Genomic DNA, 23,950 nt, shown 5'->3' on the forward strand with positions numbered 1-23,950 from the left:
GGCGGAATGCAATACCGGCATGCGGCCGGCACGGCATCACCATCTTCCGGTGGACACACAGGTCCCCGCAGGACTTGGCACCGCGATGGACGCCGCGCGATGCGCGGATCCCATCAGGTTGCCCCGGCCTCAAAGGGCCTGTCCCTCAGCCGGTCTCGATGGATGGACGCAGGTTGCCTGCGTCCACGACACAAGTCAATCGCTTCATGCGGATGCAGAGATGGATACTTGCAGCCGCAAGTATCGGCGGCGCTTCAGAGCGACGCGCCGGCATACTCGCGGCATGCGCCCTGCCCTCCTCTTCGCAGCCCCCCTGCTGGCCGCCTGTCGGACCACGCCCGCCAGGCGTCCGCGTGCCCGCCACTGGTGTCCGGCCAGCAGCGGTGGCGGACCGACCGCTGATGCGCTTCGGCGCCTGACGCTCGTCGCGCCCCCCGGTGCGTTGCCGCGTCCAGAGGTTCCTCGGCATGTGCCCGCCGGGCGTTTTCCGTAAGGCGCGCGGTGCCCAGTCGATGACGGCACTTCGACCTATGCCTGCGACCTGCGCCACGTTGCCGCGAGCCCGCGCCTCCATCCCGACCGCCGGCGCCGAGCCCGCCTCCTCGAGGCATCGCTTGGGCATCGCCTGCGTTCTGCTGGCGATCTGCTTGCCGACGCTCGGCCACGCGCAGACGCCAGCGTGGCGCGAGTGGTCGGGCATGCGCACCGCTTCTTCGCCCGCTGCGCCGCCGCCCGCCCCGCAGCGCAGCGCGGGTTTGGCGCCGGTGGGCCTCGAGTTGCGCCCCCACGCCGGCGGCGTCGAGGCCATCGCGGTCAACCGCCTCGCAGGGCCGGTCGAAGTGATGCTGGTTGCCGACGGTGTTCCGCCATCCACCCACCCGGGGCTGCCGGCGCGCGCGATCGTTCCGGGCGGCGGCCGCGTGATCGTTGCCAGTCTGAAGGCCGGCACCGGCGGGGCGCGGCTGCGGCTGCCCGCAGTGCCCGGCCTGCCGACCGCGCGGCCGCGCGATGTCACGTATGTCTATCCACTGCGCGATGCGCCCGTGCATGTCGGCCAGGGGTATGGCGGCGGTTTCAGCCACGCCGATTCCGAGAACCTGCATGCGGTCGACTTCGCCGTGGCACCGGGCACGCCGGTGCTGGCCGCGCGCGACGGCCTGGTGATGCAGGTCGAATCCGATGCGACCGCGCGCCTGGACCCCCGACTGGGCCATGACCTCGACGACGACCGCGCGCGCGGCAATTTCATCCGCATCCTCCACGACGACGGCACGATGGCGCTTTACGCCCACCTGCAGGCCGGCGGCGTGCTCGTCGGAGCGGGCACGCGGGTGCGTCGCGGCACGGTCATCGGCTTTTCGGGCAATACCGGCCTGAGCGCCGCGCCGCATCTGCACTTCGTGGTACAGGCCAACCGCGGGATGCGCCTGGAATCGCTGCCGTTCCGGATGACGGGACCCGACGGCCCGCTGCGTTTTGCCCGGGTCGGCGTGGACGCCGAGCCTGCCGCGCCCTGAGCCGAGCGCCTGCGGGCGTATAATCGTCGGCTTCCCGGATTCCCGATCGCGCGCCCAGCGTGCGCTGCCCGCATGCCTGACGTCGCCACCGAAAGTTCCCGCCGCCGCACGTTCGCGATCATCTCGCACCCCGACGCCGGCAAGACCACGCTGACCGAAAAGCTGCTGCTGTTCGGCGGCGCAATCCAGATGGCCGGCTCGGTGAAGGGCCGCAAGGCCGCCCGCCATGCGACCTCCGACTGGATGGCGCTGGAGAAGGAGCGCGGCATCTCCGTGACCAGCTCGGTGATGCAGTTCCCCTACGAAGGCCGCATCGTCAACCTGCTCGATACGCCGGGCCACGCCGACTTCGGCGAGGACACCTACCGGGTGCTGACCGCGGTCGACAGCGCCTTGATGGTCATCGACGTGGCCAAGGGCGTCGAGGAACGCACGATCAAGCTGATGGAGGTCTGCCGGCTGCGGGACACGCCGATCATGACCTTCATCAACAAGCTCGACCGCGAGGGCAAGGACCCGATCGACCTGCTCGACGAGGTCGAAACCGTGCTCGGCATCCAGTGCGCGCCGGTGACCTGGCCGATCGGCATGGGCCAGCGCCTCAAGGGCGTGGTGCATCTGATCACCGGCGAAGTGCACCTGTACGAGCAGGGTCGCAACTTCACCCGCCAGGACTCGACGATCTTCCCGTCGATCGATGCGCCCGGACTCGCCGAGAAGATCGGCGACAAGATGCTCGCCGACCTGCGCGACGAACTCGAGCTGGTGCAGGGCGCCAGCCACGCCTTCGATCTGGAGGCCTACCGCGACGGACGCCAGACACCGGTCTTCTTCGGCTCGGGCGTCAACAACTTCGGCGTTCAGCCGTTGCTGGATTTCTTCGTCGAACATGCACCGCCGCCGCAACCGCGCCAGACCACCACGCGTGAAGTGGCGCCGCAGGAAGACAAGCTCACCGGCTTCGTGTTCAAGATCCAGGCGAACATGGACCCGATGCACCGCGACCGCGTGGCCTTCATGCGCGTGTGCTCGGGACGGTTCGAAGCCGGCATGAAGGCCTTCCATCCGCGTACCGGCAAGCCGCTCAAGCTGGCCAATGCCCTGACCTTCATGGCGAGCGACCGCGAGATCGCCGCCGAGGCATATCCGGGCGATGTGATCGGCATTCACAACCACGGCACGATCTCGATCGGCGACACCTTCACCGAAGGCGAGAACATCGCGTTCACCGGCATTCCGAACTTCGCCCCGGAGCTGTTCCGTCGCGCGCGGCTGCGCGACCCGCTCAAGCTCAAGCAACTGCAGAAGGGGCTGGCGCAGCTTTCGGAGGAAGGCGCCACGCAGTTCTTCAAGCCGCTGATGAGCAACGACCTGATTCTCGGCGCAGTCGGCGTGCTGCAGTTCGATGTCGTCGCCTATCGGCTCAAGGACGAGTATGGCGTGGACGCGAGCTTCGAGCCGGTACAGGTGAGCACCGCGCGCTGGATCCGCTGCAGCGACGACCGCAAGCTCGAGGAGTTCCGCGACAAGCATGCGATGAACCTCGCGATCGATGCCGCCGGCCAGCTGGTCTATCTGGCGCCGACGCGGGTCAACCTGCAGCTGGCGCAGGAACGTGCCCCGGGCGTCGAGTTCCTGGCCACGCGCGAGCACGCGCACGCGGTTTCGGCAGACTGACCTCACGCTTGGGCCTACACCGGTGCAAGGCATAATCGGGGGAGTGGTCCCTCCCCCATCGGACGTCATGAACGAATCCACCCTGTCGCTTCGCCGCCGGCGCGAAGAACTCGCCAGCGCGCTGACCCACGGCCTCGGCGCCACCGCCGCGCTGGCGGGTGGCGCGGTACTGATCACCCTGGCCGCGCTCTACGGCAACGCCTGGCAGCTGGGCGCATCGATCGTGTTCGGCGTGTCGTTGCTGCTGCTGTATCTGGCGTCCACGCTGTACCACGCAGTCGAGCACCCCGTGGTCAAGGGCCGGCTCAAGGTCTTCGACCACTGCGCGATCTATCTGCTGATCGCAGGCACCTACACGCCATTCACCCTGATCGGCCTGCGCGGCACGCTCGGCTGGTGGCTGTTCGGCATCATCTGGACCCTGGCAATCGCCGGCGTCGTGTTCAAGCTGTTCTATACCGGGCGCTTCCGCGGCCTGTCGACGGCGATCTACGTCGCGATGGGCTGGCTGGTGGTCGTCGCGATCGTTCCGGTCGCCGCCGCCCTGGACACCTGGACGCTGAGCTGGCTCATCGCCGGCGGCGTGTTCTATACGCTGGGGACCTACTTCTACATGCGCGAATCGATTCCCTATGCGCATGCCATCTGGCACCTGTTCTGCATCGGCGGCAGCGTCTGCCACTACGTCGCAGTGCTCGCCCAGGTCGTGCCGGCGCGTTGACGCGGGGCGAAGGGGCTGCCCCGCTATCATGGCCACGTCGCCCCGACGGAGGTTCGCCATGCATCCGCTCCGCCCAATCGCCATTGTCGCCATTGCCGCCTGCGGACTGGCCGCCTGCTCGCCCGACGCGCCGGCGCCTCCGGAATCGCAGCCGCCAGCCCCTGTCGCCGAGCCGTTACCGGAAACGGTGACAGCGCGTTACGACTGCCCCACCGTCGGTATCGTCGAGATCATCCGCGAGGGCCGCTTCGCCCGGGTGCGGATGATCGACGGACGCATCGTCAATCTCGGCGTGATCCAGGGCAGTCAACCGCCGGTATGGTCCGAGGTCGGCCTGCGCTTCATGACCGACCAGGCCGGCGCCGAGCTGTCCCAGGAAGGCGGTCGTACCGTCCGCTGCACGGCCGGCGAGCTGCCCCCGGGTGATCCGCCGGGCTGAGTCGAGCGTGAGCGCGTTCACCCGCAGTAGACCGGTCCGCGTCGACTGTGGATGCCCGCACAGGACCACCACATGACGTCGACGCCCCCACAGAAACTCTCCCCGCGCCGCCGATTCGGGCAGCTGACCGCATCGCGTCCCCTGCGCATCACCGCGCTGGTCGTTTTCGTCGCGATCGTGCTGCTGGTCGTGATGTGGGACTGGAACTGGTTCAAGGGACCGGTCGAGCGGCTGGTCGAAGCCCGTACCGGGCGCGCGCTCGTGATCGGCGGGGATCTGGACGTGGACCTCGGCCGCACCACCACGGTGCGCGCCGATGCGCTGCGCTTCGCGAACGCGGACTGGTCCGAATCGGAGACGATGGCCTCGGCCGACCGGGCGGAGATCCGGATCGAGATCTTCCCGCTGCTGTTCAAGCGCGAAGTGCGCGTGCCCGAGATCCGCCTGGTGAAGCCGATCCTGCTGCTTGAGACAAATCCCGAGGGCGGCGCCGCCAACTGGGACATCGACTTCGGGGACGAGAAGGAAGGCGGCACGCCGGCCCAGGTGCGCGGTCTGTGGGTCGACGCGGGCCATCTGCGCTACCTCGACGTGCCTGGACGCACCGACCTGGACGTGCGCCTGAGCAGCCGCGAATCGGCCGAGGCGGGACGCGCACCGGCGATCACCATCGAAGGCGGCGGTAACTGGACAGGCAACGAGTTCACGCTCGAAGGTGTTGTCGAGTCGCTGCTTGCGCTGCAGGACACCGACAAGCCGTATCGCATCGATCTGCGGGCACGTGCCGGCGCCACGCGCGCGCATGTCCGCGGCAGCCTCGTGGCACCGCTGCAGTTGCAGGATTTCGATGTCCAGTTCGCCCTGTCGGGCCGCAACCTCGCGCATCTCTATCCGTTGATCGGCATCGCGATGCCGGACACCCCGCCCTACGCACTGGATGGCCGACTCACCCGCGACGTCGACACGTGGCACTACGACGGTTTCACCGGCAAGGTCGGCCAGAGCGATCTGGGCGGTTCGGCGGCGGTGACGCTGGGCCGCGAGCGTCCGTTCCTCAAGGCCGACCTGGTCTCCAAGCGGCTTGATTTCGACGACCTGGCCGGTTTTGTCGGCGGCGCACCGGACCACGAGGACGGCGACGCGCTCGACCCCGAGCTGGTCGAGCGCGAGCGTCGGCTCGCCGCAAGCGGGCGCGTGATTCCCGATACGCCCTACGACCTGGGCAAGCTGCGCTCCATGGATGCGGACGTGCGACTGCGCGCGCAGCGCATCAATGCACCGGACCTGCCGCTCAACGACATGGACGCGCACCTGCTGCTCGAAGCGGGCCTGGCGCGACTGGACCCCCTCAACTTCGGCGTCGCCGGCGGCGATATCCGCTCGACGATTCGCCTCGACGCCCGCAAGGACACGATCCAGACCCGACTGCAGGCGACCGTGCGGCGGATCGACCTCGGCGGCCTGTTCAAACCCGACACGCTCGCCGGCGACGCCGTCGGGCGCATCGGCGGCGCGTTCAACCTCGTCGGCACCGGTAATTCGGTCGCGGCCATGCTCGGCAGCGCCGATGGCGATGTCGCGGTGGGCATGGGCGCCGGGCGGGTCAGCAACCTGCTGGTGGAGTTGGCCGGCATCGACATCTATGAAGCGCTCAAATACCTGATCGGCAAGGACCAGCAGATCCCCGTGCGGTGCGCGTTCGCCGATTTCGGCGTGCAGAACGGGGTCATGGAAACCCGCGCCCTGGCGTTCGATACCACCGATACCATCATCATCGGCGAAGGCACGATCGACCTCGGCGAGGAGCGGCTCGACCTGCTGCTGCGCCCCCGTCCGAAGGACCGCAGCTTCCTCGCACTGCGCACGCCCCTCACGATCGGCGGAAGCTTCTCGCAGCCGAGCTTCCGCCCCGACTTCGCCCGCCTCGGGCTGCGCGGCGCATTGGCCCTGGCGCTCGGTTCCATTGCGCCGCCGGCCGCCCTGCTGGCCACGCTCGAACTTGGCGGCGGCGAGGACAGCGACTGCGGTGGTTCGTACGCGAAGTAAGGATCAGTCCGCGCCCGACAGCGGGCCCGCACCCGGCCCGGGCGCGGGATGTCGTGCGCTGACCAGATACAGGGGCCGTTGCTTGGATTCCTCGTACAGGCGCCCGAGGTACTCGCCGATAACGCCCAGCGCCACCAGCTGCACGCCGCCCAGGAACAGGATCACCGCCATCATCGTCGGCCAGCCCGCCACGCGATCGCCGTACATCAGCGCCTTGCCGATCACGTAGAGCGCGAAAGCGAAGGCGCCGCATGCGGTGAATACCCCGACGTAGGTCGCCAGCCGCAGCGGCGCCGTCGAAAAACTGGTCACACCGTCGATGGCGAAATTCCACAGGCGCCAGAAGCCGAACTTGGTGCGCCCGGCGATACGACGTTCCCGCGCATACGGCACCGCGACGCGGTTGAAGCCGATCCAGCCGAACAATCCCTTCATGAAGCGATGGCGTTCGCGCAGCTGCCGCAGCGCGGCCAGGGCGCGCTCGGAGAGCAGCCGGTAGTCACCCGTATCGGCAGGCACCGGCGTCTTGGCCAGGCGCTGGATCACGCGATAGAACACATGGGCAGTGGAGCGCTTGAGCCAGCTTTCGCCTTCCCGGCTCAGGCGCGTGCCATGCACATCGTCATAGCCCTCGCGCCAGCGCGCGACGAACTGCGGGATCAGCTCCGGCGGATCCTGGCCGTCGGCATCGAGAATCATCGCCGCGCCGGAGGCGACCTGGTCGAGGCCCGCCGTCAGCGCGATCTCCTTGCCGAAATTGCGCGACAGCCGCAGCAGCGCCACGCGCGCATCCGCGGCCGCGATGCCCTGCAGCACCTGCCAGGTCGCATCGCCACTGCCATCGTCGACGTAGAGAACGCGCGGCACGATGCCGTCGGCGGCCAGCACATCCATCACCGCTGCAATCCGTGGGTGCAGGACCGGCAATGCACGCGCCTCGTCGAATGCCGCCACGACGATCGTCAGGTGCACATGAGCGATTTCGGCCGTCATTCGAGCGACTCCAGATAGGCTTCGCCGCCGATCTGGCGCGCATTGCGCTGGATCCATTGCGCCCTGCGCTGGACGTAAGGCCCGGGATGCGATGCGCTGTAGCGACGCGGGCTTGGGAGCACGGCAGCCAGCCGCGCGCTTTCGCCGGCACTCAGTTGCGCTGCATCCTTGCCGAAATTCCGGCGCGCCGCAGCCTGCGCGCCGTAAATGCCGTCGCCGAACTCGGCGATGTTCACGTAAACCTCGAGGATGCGTGTCTTGGGCCACAACGCCTCGATCAATACCGTGTACCAGGCCTCGATGCCCTTGCGAATCCAGCTGCGCCCGCTCCAGAGGAACAGGTTCTTGGCCGTCTGCTGGCTGATCGTGCTCGCGCCGCGCGTGCGTCCGCCCCGTGCGTTGTGCGCGCGTGCCTGTTCGATCGCCTCCAGATCGAATCCCCGGTGGGAGGCGAAGTTCTGGTCCTCGGCCGCGATCACCGAGATCGGCAGCGAAGGCGCGATGCGATCGAGGTCGCGCCACTCGTACTGCAGCCGGAAGTCGCGCTCTCCCCCTGTCCACGCCTGGACCTGGCGGATGGCCATGAACGTCGACAGCGGCGGGTCCACGAAGCGCAGCACCACAACCTGCAGCACCGACACCGCCACGGCCAGTACCATCAGCCACGCCAGCCGACGTCCCCATCGGCGTGCGAACGAGGGGCGTGCTTGCGGGGCGACGATGCCGTCCCCATTTCGGTTGGCTTGATCTTCCATGCGGCCACTCTATCGGTCGTCCCCGATACCGCCAATCGAATTCCCAGTGAGCCCTATGACCGACCCCGCCTTGCACGACAGCGATCGCCTGTCCCGATTCCTGCTGCAGACCGCCGGTGTGCGCGGTGTCCGTGTGCATCTGCGCGACGCATGGCGCGCAGTGCGTGCGAACGGTCCGTATCCGCCCGCGATCGAGGAGCTGCTCGGCGAGGCCTGCGTCGCATCGGCGCTGTTTACAGGCCATGCCAAGGTGGACGGCCGGCTGTCGGTGCAGCTGCGTGCGTCCGGCCCGCTGCGGACCCTGTTCGCCGAATGCACCGCATCGGGCACGATCCGCGGTATTGCGCGCTACGAGGGTGACGGCACTGGCGTCTCGCGCGACCTGCGCGCGCTCGGCGATGATGCCCTGCTGGCGATCACGATCGAGAACCCCTCGCCCCACGGCGAGCCCAACCGTTACCAGGGCCTGGTTGGCCTGACTTCCGAGTCGCTGTCGGGCGCGTTCGAGGACTATTTCCGCCAGTCCGAGCAACTTCCTACCCGGGTCCTGCTTGCCGTTGACGGGGATGAAGCCGCCGGGCTGATGGTCCAGAAGCTTCCGGGCGACACCGGCGACGACGACGGCTGGAATCGGATCAGCCTCCTCTTTGACACGCTCTCCACCGAAGAACTGCTCGGATGGCCTACCGATGTCCTGCTGGCCCGGCTCTTCCCTGAGGATGCACCGCAGCTGCTCGGCGAACGCCCGCTCGTGTTCGGATGCTCATGCTCGCGGGCACGGGTGGAGGGCATGCTGGCATCGCTGGGGGCCGAGGAGGCGCGCGCTGCGGTGGTGGACGGCGAGGCGCGGGTGACCTGCGAGTTCTGTGGTCGCGTTTACGTCTTCACCGCCGGCGAGGTCGAACACTTGCTTGACCGACCGGTCGCCGACGTGGAGCCGCCGGGCCTGCTGCAGTAGGCAGCGTAGTTGCCGACGAGATTGTTAAAGAAACATAAATGTTCTAGAGTCCAAAAACGAACGAATGGGGAACTTCCCGGCTTACCCCCGGTCACACGGCTCATGCGATTGCCTGTCTCACGCCTCTGTCTCGCCTTTGGTCTCGCGTTAACCGCGGCCTCGGGTGCGGCTGCCCAGGACAATCGCAACCAGACGGTTCTCCCCGTTCTGGACAGCTCGGGCAAGGTCGAAGCATTTCTCGTGCTTGAGCCCACCAGCGCTAACCAGTCCAGCCGGCGCTGGCGCATGGGCGAGAACCAGTTCGATGCGGCCTTCGGCCTCCAGGCCGGGAGTTCGCTCGCCCTGCTGTGCAGTCCCGGCAGCAGCTTCACCGGCGCCGTCAGCAATCTCGCCCGCAATTGTCAGCTTGCTTCCGTCGCCGACACGCAGGGCCGCCGTGCCACTGCGACCGCGAGCATGAGCCGCCCCGGCGGCGCCGTCGGCATGACGCTGGGCGAGGGCCGGGAGGCACTTCCGAGCTGGCTGAGCCCCTCTCGGGCCGGGTCGGCCGGCAATGTCGAATTGCATGATCTGACCGTCTTCGCGAAGAAGGATGTCGGTGACGATGCTTACGTCTCGCTGGCAGGCACGCTTGCCAAGGCCACGCTGATCCCCACCGCGGCCGCCCCCGCCACCCTCAGCGATCAGTGGACAAGCCGCAGTCTCAGTGTCGGCGGCGGCATCGGACGGTTCAGCGCGAATATCGTCGGCCAAGTGGTCGATACCCCGGGCCTGCCGAAATGGGAAGGCGTGGGCCTCGGCGTGAGCTGGCGGACGCCGTGGAGCGGACAGCTCACCGTGGGCGCCGACAATGTGATCACGCGTGGCAAGAATCCCTTCTCGAAGATGACCGAGAACGCGGATGACGAAGGCGCGGTGCCGTATATCCGGTATCAGCAGGATCTCTGAGCCCGCAAGCACTTCCGAAAAAGCCGCGGACCCCGCGGCTTTTTTTTTGCGCCTCGGCCGGACGTCCGAGGGTGGGTTAGCGGCTACCGCAGGCCGCTGCTGGACAAGCCATGGAGGGGCCGGAGGATCCGGCAGAGACTGAATAGGGTTTGGTCCATAAACACGCTTAACGCCGCTTTAATTTCTCTCATCCCCTCGCTAGTATCGGGCGGCACTTTGCTGAATCTGGCAAGTCAACTTGCCGTGACGGTTCAAGTGACATCCCCGACTCTGGAGAGAACGATGATGCTCAGAACCACCAAGCTGCGTGACGCTGTCACGCTCGCACTGTTCACGACCGCCACCCTGGCGGCGAGCACCGGCACCGCGCTGGCACAGAGCGAGCCGCAGGCGACAACCCTCGATCGTGTGGAAGTCACAGGTTCTCGCATCCGCTCGGTGGATGCGGAAACCTCCCAGCCGGTCCAGGTGATCGACAGGGCGACGATCGAAAAGCAAGGCCTGACCTCGGTGGCCGAGGTACTGCAGCGCATCTCTTCCAACGGCGCCGCCCTCAATCGCACGTTCAACAACGGCGGCGATGGCTCGTCCGAAGTCTCGCTCCGCAACCTGGGCTCGGCGCGCACGCTGGTACTGGTGGATGGCCGGCGCTGGGTGTCGACGCTCGGCGGCTCGGTGGATCTCAACACGATCCCCGCTGCGATCATCGAGCGGATCGAAGTGCTCAAGGACGGCGCCTCGTCCATCTACGGCTCCGACGCGATCGCGGGCGTCGTCAACATCATCACCCGCGAGAACTATCAAGGTGCGGAATTGCGTACCCACTACGGTCAGTTCAGCCAGGGCGACGGCGAGCGCAAGTCGGTCGAACTGACCATCGGGTCGAACGGCGAACGCGGCAATGTGGTCTTCAGCCTGTCCCGCGTGGAAGAGGAGGCTGTCATGGCCGGCGATCGCGCGTTCTCTCGCGACCCGGTCCGTGGCCTGGGCGCGTCCCAGTACAGCGGCTATTCGTCCAACGGCAAGATCTGGAACGCCGGCCCGCTCGACGACGGCGACGACGGCTGGAGCGAATATCTGATCGTCCCGCCCAACGCCACCGGTATCGGTCCGGCGGGACAGCAGCGCTACGGGCTTGACCAGACCGTGCCCTGGAGCGCCGCGTCCTACGCCTACAACTATGCCAAGGACAACTATCTCCTCACTCCGCAGACCCGTACCTCCGCCTATACCAAGGCTCGCTACGACCTGACCGACACCATCGCGGTGCGCGCCGAAGCGTTGTACAACGAGCGTCGCTCCCAGCAGCAGCTGGCCGGCTTCCCGTTGACAGGCGGCGCCGGCTTCGGCGATCCCGACGCGGCGATGAGCCCCGACAGCTACTTCAATCCCTACAACCCTGCGTACGGTGGAGACGGACGCGCGGTGGAATGGAGCCATCGTCTGACCGAGCAGGCGCGCGTCTACGATCAGAACGTCAAGACCTTCCACACCTATGTCGGCCTCGAAGGCACCTTCGATTTCGCCGATCGCTTCTTCAGCTGGGACGTCGGCTACAACTTCAACAAGTCCGACCAGACGGATCGCCAGATCGGCGACGCGAACATGCTCAACGTGGCCGCAGGCGTCGGTCCGTCCGAGCTTCGCGATGGCCGCGTGGTCTGTGTCACCGGCCCGGGCGGCGACATCATCGATGGATGCGTACCGTTCAACCCGCTCTCGCCCGCCGGCGGGGTGAGCCAGGAAATGCTCGATTACATCCTGTTCACTGCGCAGGACGTGTACCAGAACCGCACCGAAAGCTTCACCGCCAACATGTCGGGCGACATGTTCACGATGCCGGGCGGCACCGCCGGTTTCGCCGTGGGTATCGAATCGCGCAGGGAAAGCGGTTTCGATTCTCCCGATGCGTTCGTTGCGGCCGGCCTGACCTCGGGCAACGGGCGGAAGCCCACCGCGGGCTCGTACGACCTCGACGAAATCTATGCCGAGGTCCTCCTCCCCCTGCTGTCCGATGTCACCGGTGCGCAGCTGCTTGAACTCAGCCTGGCCAGCCGGTATTCCGACTACAGCAACTTCGGTGATACAACCAACAGCAAGGCCGGCTTCAAGTGGAAGCCCATCGACGACCTGCTGATCCGCGGCAACTGGTCGGAGGGGTTCCGCGCGCCTCCGATCTCGACGCTGTTCCGGGGTCTTGCAGACTCGTACACCCAGTTCGGCGACATCTGTTCGGCCGACTATGAGGGCCGCACGGGCACCATCGCCGCGAACTGCCTTGCCGACGGCGTGCCGGCCGACTTCATCCAGCGCACCAACACGGGACTGGGTTACTTCGGCCAGACGATCTTCCCGTTCTCCATCGGCGGCAATCCCAACGCAGGCCCGGAAACCTCCATCTCCAAGACCGCCGGCTTCGTCTACAGCCCGTCCTTCATCGAGAGCCTGAACATCACCGTCGACTGGTGGAACATCAAGATCGAGAACGCGCTCTCCACGCCGAGCGCCGCCTACATCCTCGATCAGTGCTACGCACAGGGTGATCAGGCCTGGTGCGACCTGTTCAGCCGTCGCGCTGCGGACAACCAGATCGACTTCATGTTGCTGGCCCCGCAGAACCTCAGCGTCACCGAGGTCGAAGGCTGGGATGTCAACGTCAGCTACACGATGCCCGAGACCAACTTCGGCAACTTCGGCTTCGCCCTCGACACGTCCTATGTGTCGAAGTGGGATTCGCAGTTCACCCCGGAGTCGGAAGTGTCCAGCGCGGTCGGCAACTACTACGAGAGCGATCCGAACTGGCGTCTGCGGGCCAACGCATCGCTCGACTGGAGCTACGGCGACTTCTCGGCCAGCTGGATGACCCGTTACATGTCCGGACTCAACGAAGCCTGTGCGTTTCCGGGCAGGGGCCTGTGCACCGATGAAGACCGCCGCACGGCGGAAGGCCCGGCGCCACGCAACCGCCTCGGCGCGACGACGTACCACGACGTGCAGGTGCGCTACCAACTGCCGTGGAATGGCACCGTCAAGCTGGGTGCGAACAACGTGTTCAAGAAGGATCCGCCGTTCGCGACTCAGGCCTTCGCCAACTCGTTCGACTACCAGTACGACATCCCCGACAGCCGTTACATGTACATGGAATACGTACAGCGCTTCTGATCGCACACCTGCGTTGCAAGACGGCCCCGCAAGGGGCCGTCTTTTTTTTGGCGGGCCTGCGCCTGGGACCGACGCTCGTGCCGACGCGAGTGCACCCCGAAGCGACATGGAGAGTTGGCCACGGTATGCGCCGCACGCGCAGAGAAGCGCCCCTCGTCGGCGCCTTTTCGCGCCCGAACCGGCAACCGCAACTGCAACTGCAACTGCAACCGCAACTGCAACTGCCACGGCGCCGTAGCGGTGGCACCAGCGGTCCAGCGGAGCTGCCGCTGTTGGGGGTGGCGAGGTTAGACGACCACCAGCGACTGCGGTCACGAGGGCGCCGTAGGCGGCGTCTATTCATGTTGAGTGGCGATGAAGCGAGCGCCGGCCCCTTCTTCACGCCACGCAATCTTTTTCTTAACGAGACTTTAATTTGTGGATTGACGCGGTTAGTATCGACCCACCTTGCCGTTCTTGGCGTCTGACTTGGCGCCGCGCGGCCGGGCTCGCGGGGGATATCCCGAACACACTCGGAGAGAGAGAAGAATGATCCTGAAGTCCACCAAGCTGCGCGATGCCATCGGCCTCGCCATCATCGCCAGCACCACGACGTTTGCGGGTACCGCATTCGCTCAGAGCTCGCCCCAAGCAACGACGCTCGACCGCGTCGAAGTCACCGGTTCGCGCATCCGTCAGGTCGATATCGAGACCGCCCAGCCGGTCCTCGCCATTTCCCGCCAGGAGCTCGAAGCCCAGGGCTTCAGCACGATTGCTGACGTCCTGCAGAACATCTCCGCAGCCGGTTCGCCGACCTTCAGCCGCGCCTCGCCCCTGACCGCCAACCAGGAAGCCGGTGGCCAGTACATCAACATGCGTAACCTGGGCGCACAGCGCACCCTGGTGCTGGTGAACGGCAAGCGCCTGGGCATCAGCCCCAACGGCTACCAGGACATCTCCGCGATCCCGATGGTGATGGTCGAGCGCATGGAGATCCTCAAGGACGGCGCGTCTGCCGTCTACGGCTCGGACGCCATGGCCGGCGTGGTCAACATCATCACCCGCAAGAACTTCGAAGGTGCGCAGGCGAACGCGTACTACGGCCAGTTCAGCGCGGGCGACGGCGCCAAGCAGAGCCTCGACTTCATGATGGGCTTCTCGGGCGACCGCGGCTCCCTGACGGTCGGCGCCGACTACCACAAGGAAGAGGAAGTGTGGGCGCGCGACCGCTGGTACTCGCGCGACACCGCGCCGGGCTTCCCGGCAGCGAGCCTGACCCCCGTCGGTCAGTGGGGTAACTGGCGTCCCGTGGGCTCGGCATCGAGCGCGCCGTGGTTCGCCCCCAATCGCGGCAGCGACGCGATCGGTGCGGATGATTTCCATCCCCAGACCGCCGACGACCAAAGCCGTTCCAACGACCAGATGCATCTGCTGACGCCGCTCGAGCGCCGCTCGCTCTACGTCAACGGCAACTTCGATCTGACGGACGACGTCCGCTTCACCACCGACCTCGGCTACATGCGTCGCGAGTCCGGGCGCCAGATCGCGGGCTACCCCACCCAGTCGGGCGCCATCGGCGCGAACATGTCGCCCGACAGCTATTTCAACCCGGTGCCGGGCACTGCAGTTGAATGGCGCCGTCGCGGCTGGGAAGAGCCGCGCACGACCGACACCACCGTCACCACCTGGCGCTTCACGGCTGCGCTGGAAGGCTCGTTCGAAATCGGCGAACGTTTCTTCGACTGGGACGTGGGCTACATGTACACGGACAACGAGCAGACGACCGTCAACAACGGCAACTTCTACATTCCGGGCGTCCGCGCGGCTGTGGGCCCGTCGTTCCTGAACAGCCAGGGTGTGGTCCAGTGCGGTACCGCTGCTGCCCCGATCGCCCTCACGAACTGCGTGCCGTGGAATCCCTTTGCCGGTTTCGGCACGGGTGCGGTGGCCAATTCGCTGGATGATCCGGCAGTCCTCGCGAAGCTGTTCCGTCAGGAGCATGCGCTCGGCGAGACCTCGACCCACAACTACTTCGCCAACCTGTCGGGCTCGCTGTACACCCTTCCGGCCGGCGACCTGGGCTTTGCGGTCGGCCTGGAGCATCGCAAGGAAGAGGGTGGCTACTATCCGGACGCGATCGCGCAGTCGGGTGACTCCACCAACCTCGCGTCGGGTCCGACGTTCGGTGCCTACTCGCTCGATGAAGTCTATGCAGAGCTGAACGTGCCGGTGCTGGCCGACATCACCGGCGCCCGCGAGCTGAGCCTGAGCCTGGCGAGCCGCTACTCCGACTACGACACCTTCGGTGACACCACCAACAGCAAGGTCGGCATCAAGTGGCGTCCGATCGACGACCTGCTGGTCCGCGGCACCTGGTCGGAAGGCTTCCGCGCCCCGACCATCGGCAACCTGTTCGGCGGCGGTTCGCAGTCCTTCACCACGGGCTTCGTCGATCCCTGCGACAGCGTCTACGGCATCGCACGCGGCACCCCGCGCTGCCTGCGGGACGTGGCTGCGAACTATCGCCAGCTGCAGCAGGGCTTCATTCCGACCACCAGCGCCGCGGCGCAGACGCCGGTTCCGTTCACCAGCGGCTCCAACCCGAACCTGCAGCCGGAAACCTCGGTCTCCAAGACGCTTGGCCTGGTGTACAGCCCGTCGTACGTGCAGGGCCTGAGCCTTGCGCTGGACTGGTGGAACATCCGGATCGAGAACACCGTGGTCTCGGATGCGCCCAACACGATGCTCAGCGACTGCTACGTCAACCTGATCGAATCGCGTTGCGCGGGCTTCACGCGTGACCCGGTGACCCAGATCGTCAACACCCTGACGTACGGCATGCGCAACGCCGGTTACACGGATACCGAAGGCTACGACTTCGACGTCTCGTACAACGTGAGCACCGACTACGGTCGCTTTGGCGCCAAGTGGATGACGACCTACGTCAGCCGCTACGAAGCCAAGGCCACCAACGACGCGACCGCGGTTCCGTCGCAGTACGTCGGCTTCGGTGGTTACTTCCGTGTCCGTTCGAACGCCAGCATCAGCTGGGCGATGAACGACTGGTCGGCGAACTGGGGGATCCGCTACTACTCCGGTTCCATGGAGTCGTGCTACGTCAATACGCCCGAGTTCTGCAGCCGTCCGCAGTACGCAGCCCCGGATACCCAGGGTCGCATCTCGCCGCAGAACGACCTGGGCGCGAACACGTTCCATGACGTGCAGATCACCTACAGCGCCCCGTGGGACGCGAAGATCTCGATCGGTGCGAACAACGTGTTCAACCACGAGGCTTCGCCGTGGTACCGCCAGGCCAACTCGAACTTCTCCTACTACGGTGGGTTCGACAATGGCCGCTTCCTGTTCATGAAGTATCAGCAGAACTTCTGATCATCGAAGTGGTTTGAGTGACACGACTACGGCCCTTCGGGGCCGTAGTTTTTTGTGGCGGAGCGAGATCGGGAGATGCGCGCCCGCCCGCAAGGCATGCGATTGCGCCGGATACAGTCGCTGCACGGCTGCACAGCACGACGGCACACGAAGCACCGGTTGCAGCACACGAAGCGACCGGCGCGGGCGTACCCCGACACGGAGCCGCAGTGCGGCACGGGAAAACGGCGACCTGCTAGCGCCAGCTCCGGCCCGGCAACGCCGGCGGCCGATCATTTGATCTCACGCAGGGCGCCGCCACGGGGGCGACGGCCTTGCCGTGACGCCTCGCAGGCCACGGCTCACCACCGTCAACCGAGCGCAGGGAACCCCTGCCCCGGGCGCATGGCGGACGACTTCAGCCCGCCGCGCGAGGGGCAAGAATTGTTGGCGCTCAGCGGCAGACGTCGTCGCCCGATGCGCCCTGCCCGGCGCGCCATCTTCGGGCGACACGCAACAGGGCGAGTGGGTCTCGCGATCGCCCCTTGTCGGCAGGCGTGAGGTCAGGCCGGTACAGCGGTTTTCCGGGCCTGCCCCCAGCTCAAAGTCTGGTCGGCGAACTCGCGCTCCCAGTCGCCGGCGTCCACCTGCAAGGCGCGTTCGATCGTAGCCGCGGACATGTCTTCGCCCGCCCGGATCCCACCTTCGACGGGCATCAGTCCCGGCCCGGCATCACGCGCCTCTACACGGCCCTCGACGCGGTCGATGATCCATTCGAGCACCCGCAGGTTCTCTCCGAAGCCGGGCCACAGGAAGTTGCCCTCGGCGTCCTTGCGGAACCAGTTGACGTGGAAGATCTTCGGCAGTTGCGCACCGGCGGTGTCGAACGACAGCCAGTGGGCAAAATACTCGGCGAAGTCGTAGCCGCAAAAGGGCTTCATCGCCATCGGGTCGCGCCGTACCAGGCCAACCTGGCCGGTCGCCGCTGCGGTCGTTTCCGAGGCCATCGTCGCGCCGACGAATACGCCGTGCGCCCAGTCCCGGGCCTCGAACACCAGGGGAATCGTGCTCGCGCGACGCCCGCCGAATACGATGGCACTGATCGGCACCCCGCCGGCATCCTCGCTGCGTGGCGACCAGCTGGGGCACTGCCGCGCGGACACGGTGAAACGTGCGTTGGGATGCGCGGCCGGGCCGTTTGCCGGGTCATATACCCGCCCCCGCCAGTCCAGCGCGGGCACCCGATCATCCAGCCCCTCCCACCACGGCTGCTTGTCCGCAGTCAGGGCGACATTGGTGTAGATCGTGTCGCGCTGGATCATCGTCAGCGCGTTGGGATTGGACCGCGCGGAGGTGCCGGGCGCGACGCCGAAATAGCCGGCCTCGGGGTTGATCGCCCAGAGTTTCCCGTCGGGGCCCGGACGCATCCAGCAGATGTCGTCACCGACCGTCCAGACCTTCCATCCCGCCTCGCGATAGGCCTGCGGGGGCACGAGCATCGCCAGATTGGTCTTGCCGCAGGCGCTGGGGAATGCCGCGGCAATGTAATGGACCTCACCCTGCGGATTCTCGATACCAAGGATCAGCATGTGCTCGGCCAGCCAGCCTTCTTCGCGGGCCTGCCAGGACGCGAGACGCAAGGCGTGGCATTTCTTGCCGAGCAGGGCGTTGCCACCGTAACCGGAACCGTACGACTTGATCGTCAGCTCCTCGGGAAAATGCATGATGAAGCGACGTTCGGGATCCAGTTCGCCGAGCGAGTGCAATCCCCGCACGAACGTCCCCTCCTGCTCGATCCTGCGCAGCGCGGGCGTCCCCATGCGGGTCATGATCCGCATGTTGACGACGACGTAGGGGGAGTCGGTGATTTCCACGCCGCAACGCGCAAGCGGCGAATCGATCGGCCCCATGCAATAGGGCACGACATACAGCGTACGTCCGCGCATGCAGCCCGTGAACAGCGCGTCCATCTTCGCGTGCGCCTCGGCGGGCGCCATCCAGTGGTTGTTCGCGCCGGCCGCCGTTGACTCGCGGGTGCAGACAAAGGTCAGGTGTTCAACGCGCGCGACATCGTCGGGGTGGGAGCGATGCAGCCAGCAGCCCGGGTGGGTGTCGGGATTGAGGGGAATCAGGCTGCCATCAGCCTGCATCGTCTCGAGAAGCTTGCGGTTCTCTGCATCGCTGCCATCGCACCAGTGGACGGCATCGGGCTGGGTCAGTGCAGCGACCTCCTGGACCCAGGCCGCAAGCGCCGCCAGCGATGTGCCCGTGGACGCTTCTGATTTCAGCACTGCATTCATGACCACTCCCGACGCACATAGTCAGCGGAGTCTATTCGTCACGTATGCAACCAGTCGCGCTGCGCTGCGTCAGCCACCGGTGTCATGGCCAGCGGAACGGGACTTGTGACACCGACGCCCACACCTGCCTGGGTAGTGTCCGCGCCGATTGCACCCTCCCGCCGCCGGCGGCGGGTTGGTCAGGCCGGCACCAGCGTCTGCGCCAGATGCTCGACATAGGCGTCGAACTCGTCCTGCTGCATGCGCGCCTGGTGCAGCTGCAGGTTCAGCTGGAGGAAGCCGACATAGGCCGCGTAGGTCAGCCGTGCGCGGTGCTGTGCGTCCTCGCGGCCGAGACCGGCCTGGCGGAACGAGGCGGTGAGGTAGTCGAGCCGGCGCTTGGACACGCGCTCGATCACCGGTTGCACGGTGGCGTGGTCCTGGGCCTTGAGCAGGGCACTGTAGATGACGTGCGATTTGTATTCGCGCGCGACCATGTTGAACAGCGCGCGCAGGCGCTCGCGCGCATCGGGGACCTTTTCGAGCGCACCGAACAGCGCCTCCTGCTCGACGTTTTCCCAGCGCTCGAGCGCTGCCTGCAGCAGCGCGTCGCGCGAGGGGAAGTGCCAGTAGAAACTGCCCTTGGTCACCCCCAGGCGCCGCGCGAGGGGCTCCACTGCCACCGCCTGCACGCCGGTTTCAGCGATCAGGTCGAGTGCGGCCTGCGCCCAGTCGTCGGCACTCAGACGGCCTTGCCGCTCGACGGGTGCCGCATTGGCGGTGGACGTCGCGGACGCCGGCTTGGCTGCAGTTCTGCTCATCGCCACAGTCTATCCATACGCCTCGGTCTGCAACAGTATCGACGCCCCCGACACGACGCCGATGGCAGCATTGACACGGGCCAGACTCGTCACCATACTCGAGCGTACGGTTAGCACAGGGCCCCGCCCTTGCAGCCGGCGCCATCGCGGCGTCGGCTCCGTTTTCTCTGCTATGCCGACTGCCGGAGTTCATGATGAGCGTCGCGATCCCCTTCCTTGCTTTCCTGCTGGTGGGCGCTTTTGCCGCCTATCACCGTCTGCGTCTGGCGTACTGGGCGGCGATCACCGTCACCGTCCTGCTCGCCTGTTGGCTGCTCGGTGCCAATGGCGTCGCAACCGCGGTCGCCGCCTTGCTGGTCGCAGCGATCGCACTGCCGCTGCTGATCGCACCCGTGCGCAAGGCGCTGATTACCGCGCCGCTGCTTAAGTTCTTCCGCAAGGTCCTGCCGCCGCTGTCGCAGACCGAACGCATCGCACTGGAGACGGGCTCGGTCGGTTTCGAGGGCGAGCTCTTCACCGGTGACCCGGACTGGCAGAAGCTGCTCGACTATCCGAAGCCCCAGCTCACCGCCGAGGAGCAGGCCTTCCTCGATGGTCCGGTCGAAACCCTGTGCAAGATGATCAACGACTGGGAGATCACCCACGTCCATGCCGACCTGCCGCCCGAACTCTGGGACTACATCAAGGTCAACAAGTTCTTCGGCATGATCATTCCCAAGGCCTACGGCGGCCTGGGCTTCTCGGCGCTGGCCCACCACAAGGTCATCCAGAAGCTGTCGTCGATCTCGAGCGTCGTCAGCTCGACCGTCGGCGTGCCGAATTCGCTCGGCCCGGGCGAGCTGCTCAACCACTACGGCACCCAGGAACAGAAGGACCACTACCTGCCGCGCCTCGCGCTGGGCCAGGAAGTGCCCTGCTTCGGCCTGACCGGCCCGTTCGCCGGCTCCGATGCGACTTCGATCCCGGACTACGGCATCGTCTGCAAGGGCGAATGGAACGGCGCAAACGTACTTGGCGTCCGACTGACGTTCGACAAGCGCTACATCACGCTGGCGCCGGTCGCCACGCTGATCGGCCTGGCGTTCCGCATGTATGACCCGGACGGCCTGATCGGCGACACCCAGGACATCGGCATCACGCTGGCGCTGTTGCCGCGCGATACCGCAGGCGTGGAGATCGGGCGCCGCCACTTCCCGCTCAATTCGCCATTCCAGAACGGCCCCATCCGCGGCAAGGACGTCTTCATTCCGCTCAGCCAGCTGATCGGCGGCGCCGAGATGGCCGGCAAGGGCTGGGCCATGCTCAACGAGTGCCTGGCGGTCGGCCGCTCGATCACCCTGCCCTCCACCGCTTCCGGCGGCGCGAAGGCCGGCGCGGTGGTCACCGGCGCATACGCGCGGATCCGCAAGCAGTTCGGCCTGTCGGTCGGCCGCTTCGAGGGCGTCGAGGAGGCGCTGGCGCGCATTGGCGGCAAGGCATATGCGATCAGTGCGCTGTCGCAGGCGACCGCGGCCGCGGTCGACCGTGGCGACGTGCCGTCGGTGCCGTCGGCGATCGCGAAGTACCACTGCACCTCGATGAGCCGTGAGGTCATCAGCGATGTCATGGACGTGATCGGCGGCAAGGGCATCATTCTCGGCCCGAAGAACTTCGCCGGCCGCAGCTGGCAGGCGGCCCCGATCGCCATCACCGTCGAGGGCGCGAACATCATGACGCGCAGCCTGCTGATCTTCGGCCAGGGGGCGATCCTCTGCCATCCGTGGGTCATGAAGGAAATGAAGGCAGCGCAGGATCCGGACGAGAAGCGCGGCCTGGAGGAATTCGACAGCAACCTGTTCGGCCACATCGGATTCGCGATCTCCAACGCGGTGCGTTCGATCTGGTTCGGCCTGACCGGCGCGAAGATCGGCGCCGCACCTGGCGACGACTACACCCGCCGCTATTTCCGCAAGCTCGACCGGTATTCGGCGAACCTCGCGCTGATGGCCGATGTGTCGATGCTGACGCTCGGCGGCAAGCTGAAGTTCAAGGAGTCGCTGTCTGGTCGCCTGGGCGACGTGCTGAGCCACATCTACATGACCAGCGCGATGCTCAAGCGCTACCACGACGAGGGCGCGCCGCAGGCCGACCAGCCCTTGCTGGCCTGGGCATTCCACGACAGCGTGCACAAGATCGAGACCGCGCTGTCGGATGCGCTGCGTAACTTCCCGATCCGCCCGGTGGGCTGGCTGATGTGGGCGCTGATCTTCCCGCTGGGCCGCCGCGCCGAAGCGCCCGGCGACCGTCTGTCGCGCCGGGTCGCAGCGCTGCTGATGGCGCCGAACGAGGCGCGTGCGCGGTTGGCCGAGGGTGTCTTCCTGACGCCGGGCGAGAACAACCCGGGTGGCCGCATCGACAGCTACCTGGCCAAGGCGATCGCGGCCGAGCCGGTGGAGCGCAAGTTCCTCAAGGCGCTCAAGAGCAAGGGCATCGAAGCTTTGGACTACGCCTCGCAGCTCGACGAGGCGGTGCGCGAAGGCCACATCACTGCCGAGGAGCGCGCCCAGCTCGAGGAGCTGCGTGAGCTCACCCTGGACGTGATCACGGTCGATGATTTCGACACCGAGGAACTGCGCTCGGCGGGTTTCCGCACAGCGGCGCAGCAGTCCGAGTCGCGCGAAGCCGCCTGAGCGCCAGACGTGACATGAGACCGGCAACGGCGGGCGCAAGCCCGCCGTTGTCGTATCCGGCACTCCGATCGAGGCACTCCTCCACCTGGCGCAATGATGGCCGCAGCGGTGACGCCTCGATCCGCGTATCCGCGACCCCGGGGCCGGCTGCTCGACATCCCGGACTTCAAAGAAGCGCGCCTGACGTCTCGGACATTACGCCTGGGCATCACCTGGCTGCGGGGCGTTCCGCCGACTGGTCCGGTGTCGGCTGAGTGGGCAGCCCGCGCTCGGCGCGGATCACCCGCCATGCGCCGAAGGTCATTCCCAGCGCGATGCCGATGCCGGCCACGAACACCATCTGCGAGCCCAGTGTGGCCAGGGCCTTGTGCACCCAGACGAAGGTCACGTCGCCGCCGCGGTAGACCGCGGTGTCGATCACCGCCTTGGCCTTGTAGCGGGATTCCCGGTCCACCCGGGTGTAGAGCGTCTCGCGCGCCGGCTTGGCCAGCGAGAACTCGCTCGAACGCGTCACCACCTGGACCATCGCGACCAGCAGCGGCAGCGGCGATGCCGAGAGCAGGGAGAAACCCAGCAGGATGGCGATCGCCGGCAGCAGCAACAGCGGCGCCACGCCATAGCGGCGCAGCAGCCAGCGGGTGAGCAGCAACTGCACGAGGATCGTCAGGCTTGCGATCGCCCAGTCGATCATCGAGTAGTAGCGCGTCGCCGCCTCGGCCGTCGGATACAGCCGACGCACGATGGCGGCCTGCTCGTTGTAGAGCAACGTGCCGACGCCGACACCGAAGAACATCAGCATCGCCAGGCCACGCAGCAGCGGGTCGGCCGCGATGAGCTTGAGTCCCGCCCAGATCGAACCGCCGATCGCCTGCTCGCCCTGCACAGCGCGTGAGCCCTCGTTGCGGAGGGCCCAGCTGCGCAGCCTGAGAATGCACAGCAGGCACACGCCGAGGAACCCTACGGAGACCAGGGTCAGATTGGCGACGCCGATCCGGTCGACCAGCAGGGTGGTGATCAGCGGACCGACGAATGCGCCGATGGTGCCCCCGGCGCCGATGTAGCCGTAATAGCGTTTGGCCTGCTCGTTGTCGAATACATCGGCCATGAAGCTCCAGAACACACTGACCGCGAACAGGTTGAACACCGCGATCCAGATGAAGAACAGCGCGCCGCGACCCTGGAGATCTGAATCGAAGGCCCAGCGGAACCCCAGCAGGCAGGCGATGAAGACCAGATACACGACCGGCAGGAACACCCGTCGCGGAAAGCGCGAGACCAGCGCGCCATAGAGCGGCTGCAGCAGCAGCATCACCACGAAGGTGCCGCTGAAGAGCGCCTGCAGGGTGAAGTCGCCAAGCGCGATGCCACGCGCCGTCGCCCAGTCGAGCAGGAACGACGGAAAGACCGCGGCCGCGTCGGACGAGGCTCCCATCGCGTCGCGCACCGGACGCAGGACGTAGTAGCCGCACAGCAGGCAGAAGAAATACAGCAGCGCCCACCACAGGGGCGGCGACTCCGCGAGCGCGGTGCGCAACCGGGGGCGCGGCGGCGTCATGACAGGGGGACGCATGGCAGGCTCGCAGACGGACGCGGCACGTTAACGCAACGCCCCGCCCG

General features: G+C 66.6%; 15 protein-coding genes and 1 riboswitch. Of the genes, 10 read left to right on the forward strand and 5 right to left on the reverse strand.

Annotation, left to right across the window (positions count from 1 at the left end; all coding sequences use genetic code 11):
* Window positions 1-36: 36 nt before the first annotated feature.
* A riboswitch (SAM riboswitch) is annotated at window positions 37-165 on the reverse strand.
* A 449-nt stretch (window positions 166-614) separates the two neighbouring features.
* The 5 genes from CNR27_RS13610 (at window position 615) to CNR27_RS13630 (ending at window position 6,400) form a co-directional block, all read left to right on the forward strand.
* The gene (locus CNR27_RS13610; RefSeq protein WP_179948189.1) at window positions 615-1,517 is read left to right on the forward strand and encodes a M23 family metallopeptidase; all 903 of its coding nucleotides are present in this window, start codon (window positions 615-617) and stop codon (window positions 1,515-1,517) included.
* Window positions 1,518-1,589: 72 nt separating this feature from the next.
* On the forward strand, window positions 1,590-3,194 hold the full coding sequence (locus CNR27_RS13615; RefSeq protein ID WP_096299596.1) for a peptide chain release factor 3: 1,605 nt from the start codon (window positions 1,590-1,592) through the stop codon (window positions 3,192-3,194).
* A gap of 67 nt (window positions 3,195-3,261) precedes the next feature.
* A complete protein-coding gene (gene trhA, locus CNR27_RS13620) occupies window positions 3,262-3,915 on the forward strand; it encodes a PAQR family membrane homeostasis protein TrhA (RefSeq protein ID WP_096299598.1) in 654 nt (217 codons plus the stop codon).
* A 58-nt stretch (window positions 3,916-3,973) separates the two neighbouring features.
* Window positions 3,974-4,354, forward strand: a complete 381-nt coding sequence (locus CNR27_RS13625; protein WP_096299600.1) for a hypothetical protein — start codon at window positions 3,974-3,976, stop codon at window positions 4,352-4,354.
* A gap of 72 nt (window positions 4,355-4,426) precedes the next feature.
* On the forward strand, window positions 4,427-6,400 hold the full coding sequence (locus CNR27_RS13630; protein ID WP_096299602.1) for an AsmA family protein: 1,974 nt from the start codon (window positions 4,427-4,429) through the stop codon (window positions 6,398-6,400).
* A 3-nt stretch (window positions 6,401-6,403) separates the two neighbouring features.
* Here the strand turns inward: CNR27_RS13630 and CNR27_RS13635 are convergent, their stop codons facing one another.
* Together CNR27_RS13635 and mtgA are read right to left on the reverse strand one after the other, a co-directional pair.
* The gene (locus CNR27_RS13635; protein ID WP_245815642.1) at window positions 6,404-7,393 is read right to left on the reverse strand and encodes a glycosyltransferase family 2 protein; all 990 of its coding nucleotides are present in this window, start codon (window positions 7,391-7,393) and stop codon (window positions 6,404-6,406) included.
* On the reverse strand, window positions 7,390-8,148 hold the full coding sequence (gene mtgA, locus CNR27_RS13640) for a monofunctional biosynthetic peptidoglycan transglycosylase (protein ID WP_096299606.1): 759 nt from the start codon (window positions 8,146-8,148) through the stop codon (window positions 7,390-7,392). The genes CNR27_RS13635 and mtgA overlap by 4 nt, the downstream gene beginning before the upstream one ends.
* A gap of 70 nt (window positions 8,149-8,218) precedes the next feature.
* Here mtgA and hslO point away from each other — a divergent pair, with 70 nt between their 5' ends.
* The 4 genes from hslO to CNR27_RS13660 all read left to right on the forward strand — a co-directional run bounded on the left by hslO (window position 8,219) and on the right by CNR27_RS13660 (window position 16,585).
* The gene (gene hslO, locus CNR27_RS13645; RefSeq protein WP_179948250.1) at window positions 8,219-9,106 is read left to right on the forward strand and encodes an Hsp33 family molecular chaperone HslO; all 888 of its coding nucleotides are present in this window, start codon (window positions 8,219-8,221) and stop codon (window positions 9,104-9,106) included.
* 102 nt (window positions 9,107-9,208) lie between these two features.
* Window positions 9,209-10,054, forward strand: a complete 846-nt coding sequence (locus CNR27_RS13650; protein ID WP_096299609.1) for an XOO1806 family protein — start codon at window positions 9,209-9,211, stop codon at window positions 10,052-10,054.
* A gap of 282 nt (window positions 10,055-10,336) precedes the next feature.
* Window positions 10,337-13,216 carry a TonB-dependent receptor plug domain-containing protein gene (locus CNR27_RS13655; protein ID WP_096299611.1) on the forward strand — a complete coding sequence of 960 codons (2,880 nt, stop codon included), beginning with the start codon at window positions 10,337-10,339 and terminating at the stop codon, window positions 13,214-13,216.
* Window positions 13,217-13,744: 528 nt separating this feature from the next.
* On the forward strand, window positions 13,745-16,585 hold the full coding sequence (locus tag CNR27_RS13660) for a TonB-dependent receptor (protein ID WP_096299613.1): 2,841 nt from the start codon (window positions 13,745-13,747) through the stop codon (window positions 16,583-16,585).
* A 542-nt stretch (window positions 16,586-17,127) separates the two neighbouring features.
* Here the strand turns inward: CNR27_RS13660 and CNR27_RS13665 are convergent.
* Window positions 17,128-18,864 (reverse strand): phosphoenolpyruvate carboxykinase (GTP), encoded by a 1,737-nt coding sequence (locus CNR27_RS13665; protein ID WP_096299615.1) that lies wholly within the window; start codon window positions 18,862-18,864, stop codon window positions 17,128-17,130.
* A gap of 179 nt (window positions 18,865-19,043) precedes the next feature.
* Entirely contained in the window at window positions 19,044-19,664 is a 621-nt protein-coding gene (locus tag CNR27_RS13670) for a TetR/AcrR family transcriptional regulator (RefSeq protein WP_096299616.1), read from the reverse strand.
* Window positions 19,665-19,858: 194 nt separating this feature from the next.
* Between CNR27_RS13670 and CNR27_RS13675 the strand changes: the two genes are divergently transcribed.
* Window positions 19,859-22,333 carry an acyl-CoA dehydrogenase gene (locus CNR27_RS13675; protein ID WP_096300682.1) on the forward strand — a complete coding sequence of 825 codons (2,475 nt, stop codon included), beginning with the start codon at window positions 19,859-19,861 and terminating at the stop codon, window positions 22,331-22,333.
* A gap of 208 nt (window positions 22,334-22,541) precedes the next feature.
* Here the strand turns inward: CNR27_RS13675 and CNR27_RS13680 are convergent, their stop codons facing one another.
* A complete protein-coding gene (locus tag CNR27_RS13680) occupies window positions 22,542-23,903 on the reverse strand; it encodes an NTP/NDP exchange transporter (RefSeq protein WP_096299618.1) in 1,362 nt (453 codons plus the stop codon).
* Window positions 23,904-23,950 lie beyond the last annotated feature (47 nt).

Source organism: Luteimonas chenhongjianii (genome assembly GCF_002327105.1).
In the GTDB taxonomy this organism is placed as follows: domain Bacteria; phylum Pseudomonadota; class Gammaproteobacteria; order Xanthomonadales; family Xanthomonadaceae; genus Luteimonas; species Luteimonas chenhongjianii.

Excerpts from the sequence above, each read along its gene's own strand:
- CNR27_RS13615 (WP_096299596.1), top strand. The coding sequence starts at position 1,590 with ATGCCTGACGTCGCCACCGAAAGTTCCCGCCGCCGCACGTTCGCGATC.
- trhA (WP_096299598.1), top strand. The coding sequence starts at position 3,262 with ATGAACGAATCCACCCTGTCGCTTCGCCGCCGGCGCGAAGAACTCGCC.
- CNR27_RS13625 (WP_096299600.1), top strand. The coding sequence starts at position 3,974 with ATGCATCCGCTCCGCCCAATCGCCATTGTCGCCATTGCCGCCTGCGGA.
- CNR27_RS13630 (WP_096299602.1), top strand. The coding sequence starts at position 4,427 with ATGACGTCGACGCCCCCACAGAAACTCTCCCCGCGCCGCCGATTCGGG.
- CNR27_RS13635 (WP_245815642.1), bottom strand. The coding sequence starts at position 7,393 with ATGACGGCCGAAATCGCTCATGTGCACCTGACGATCGTCGTGGCGGCA.
- mtgA (WP_096299606.1), bottom strand. The coding sequence starts at position 8,148 with ATGGAAGATCAAGCCAACCGAAATGGGGACGGCATCGTCGCCCCGCAA.
- CNR27_RS13650 (WP_096299609.1), top strand. The coding sequence starts at position 9,209 with ATGCGATTGCCTGTCTCACGCCTCTGTCTCGCCTTTGGTCTCGCGTTA.
- CNR27_RS13655 (WP_096299611.1), top strand. The coding sequence starts at position 10,337 with ATGATGCTCAGAACCACCAAGCTGCGTGACGCTGTCACGCTCGCACTG.
- CNR27_RS13660 (WP_096299613.1), top strand. The coding sequence starts at position 13,745 with ATGATCCTGAAGTCCACCAAGCTGCGCGATGCCATCGGCCTCGCCATC.
- CNR27_RS13665 (WP_096299615.1), bottom strand. The coding sequence starts at position 18,864 with ATGAATGCAGTGCTGAAATCAGAAGCGTCCACGGGCACATCGCTGGCG.
- CNR27_RS13670 (WP_096299616.1), bottom strand. The coding sequence starts at position 19,664 with ATGAGCAGAACTGCAGCCAAGCCGGCGTCCGCGACGTCCACCGCCAAT.
- CNR27_RS13675 (WP_096300682.1), top strand. The coding sequence starts at position 19,859 with ATGAGCGTCGCGATCCCCTTCCTTGCTTTCCTGCTGGTGGGCGCTTTT.
- CNR27_RS13680 (WP_096299618.1), bottom strand. The coding sequence starts at position 23,903 with ATGCGTCCCCCTGTCATGACGCCGCCGCGCCCCCGGTTGCGCACCGCG.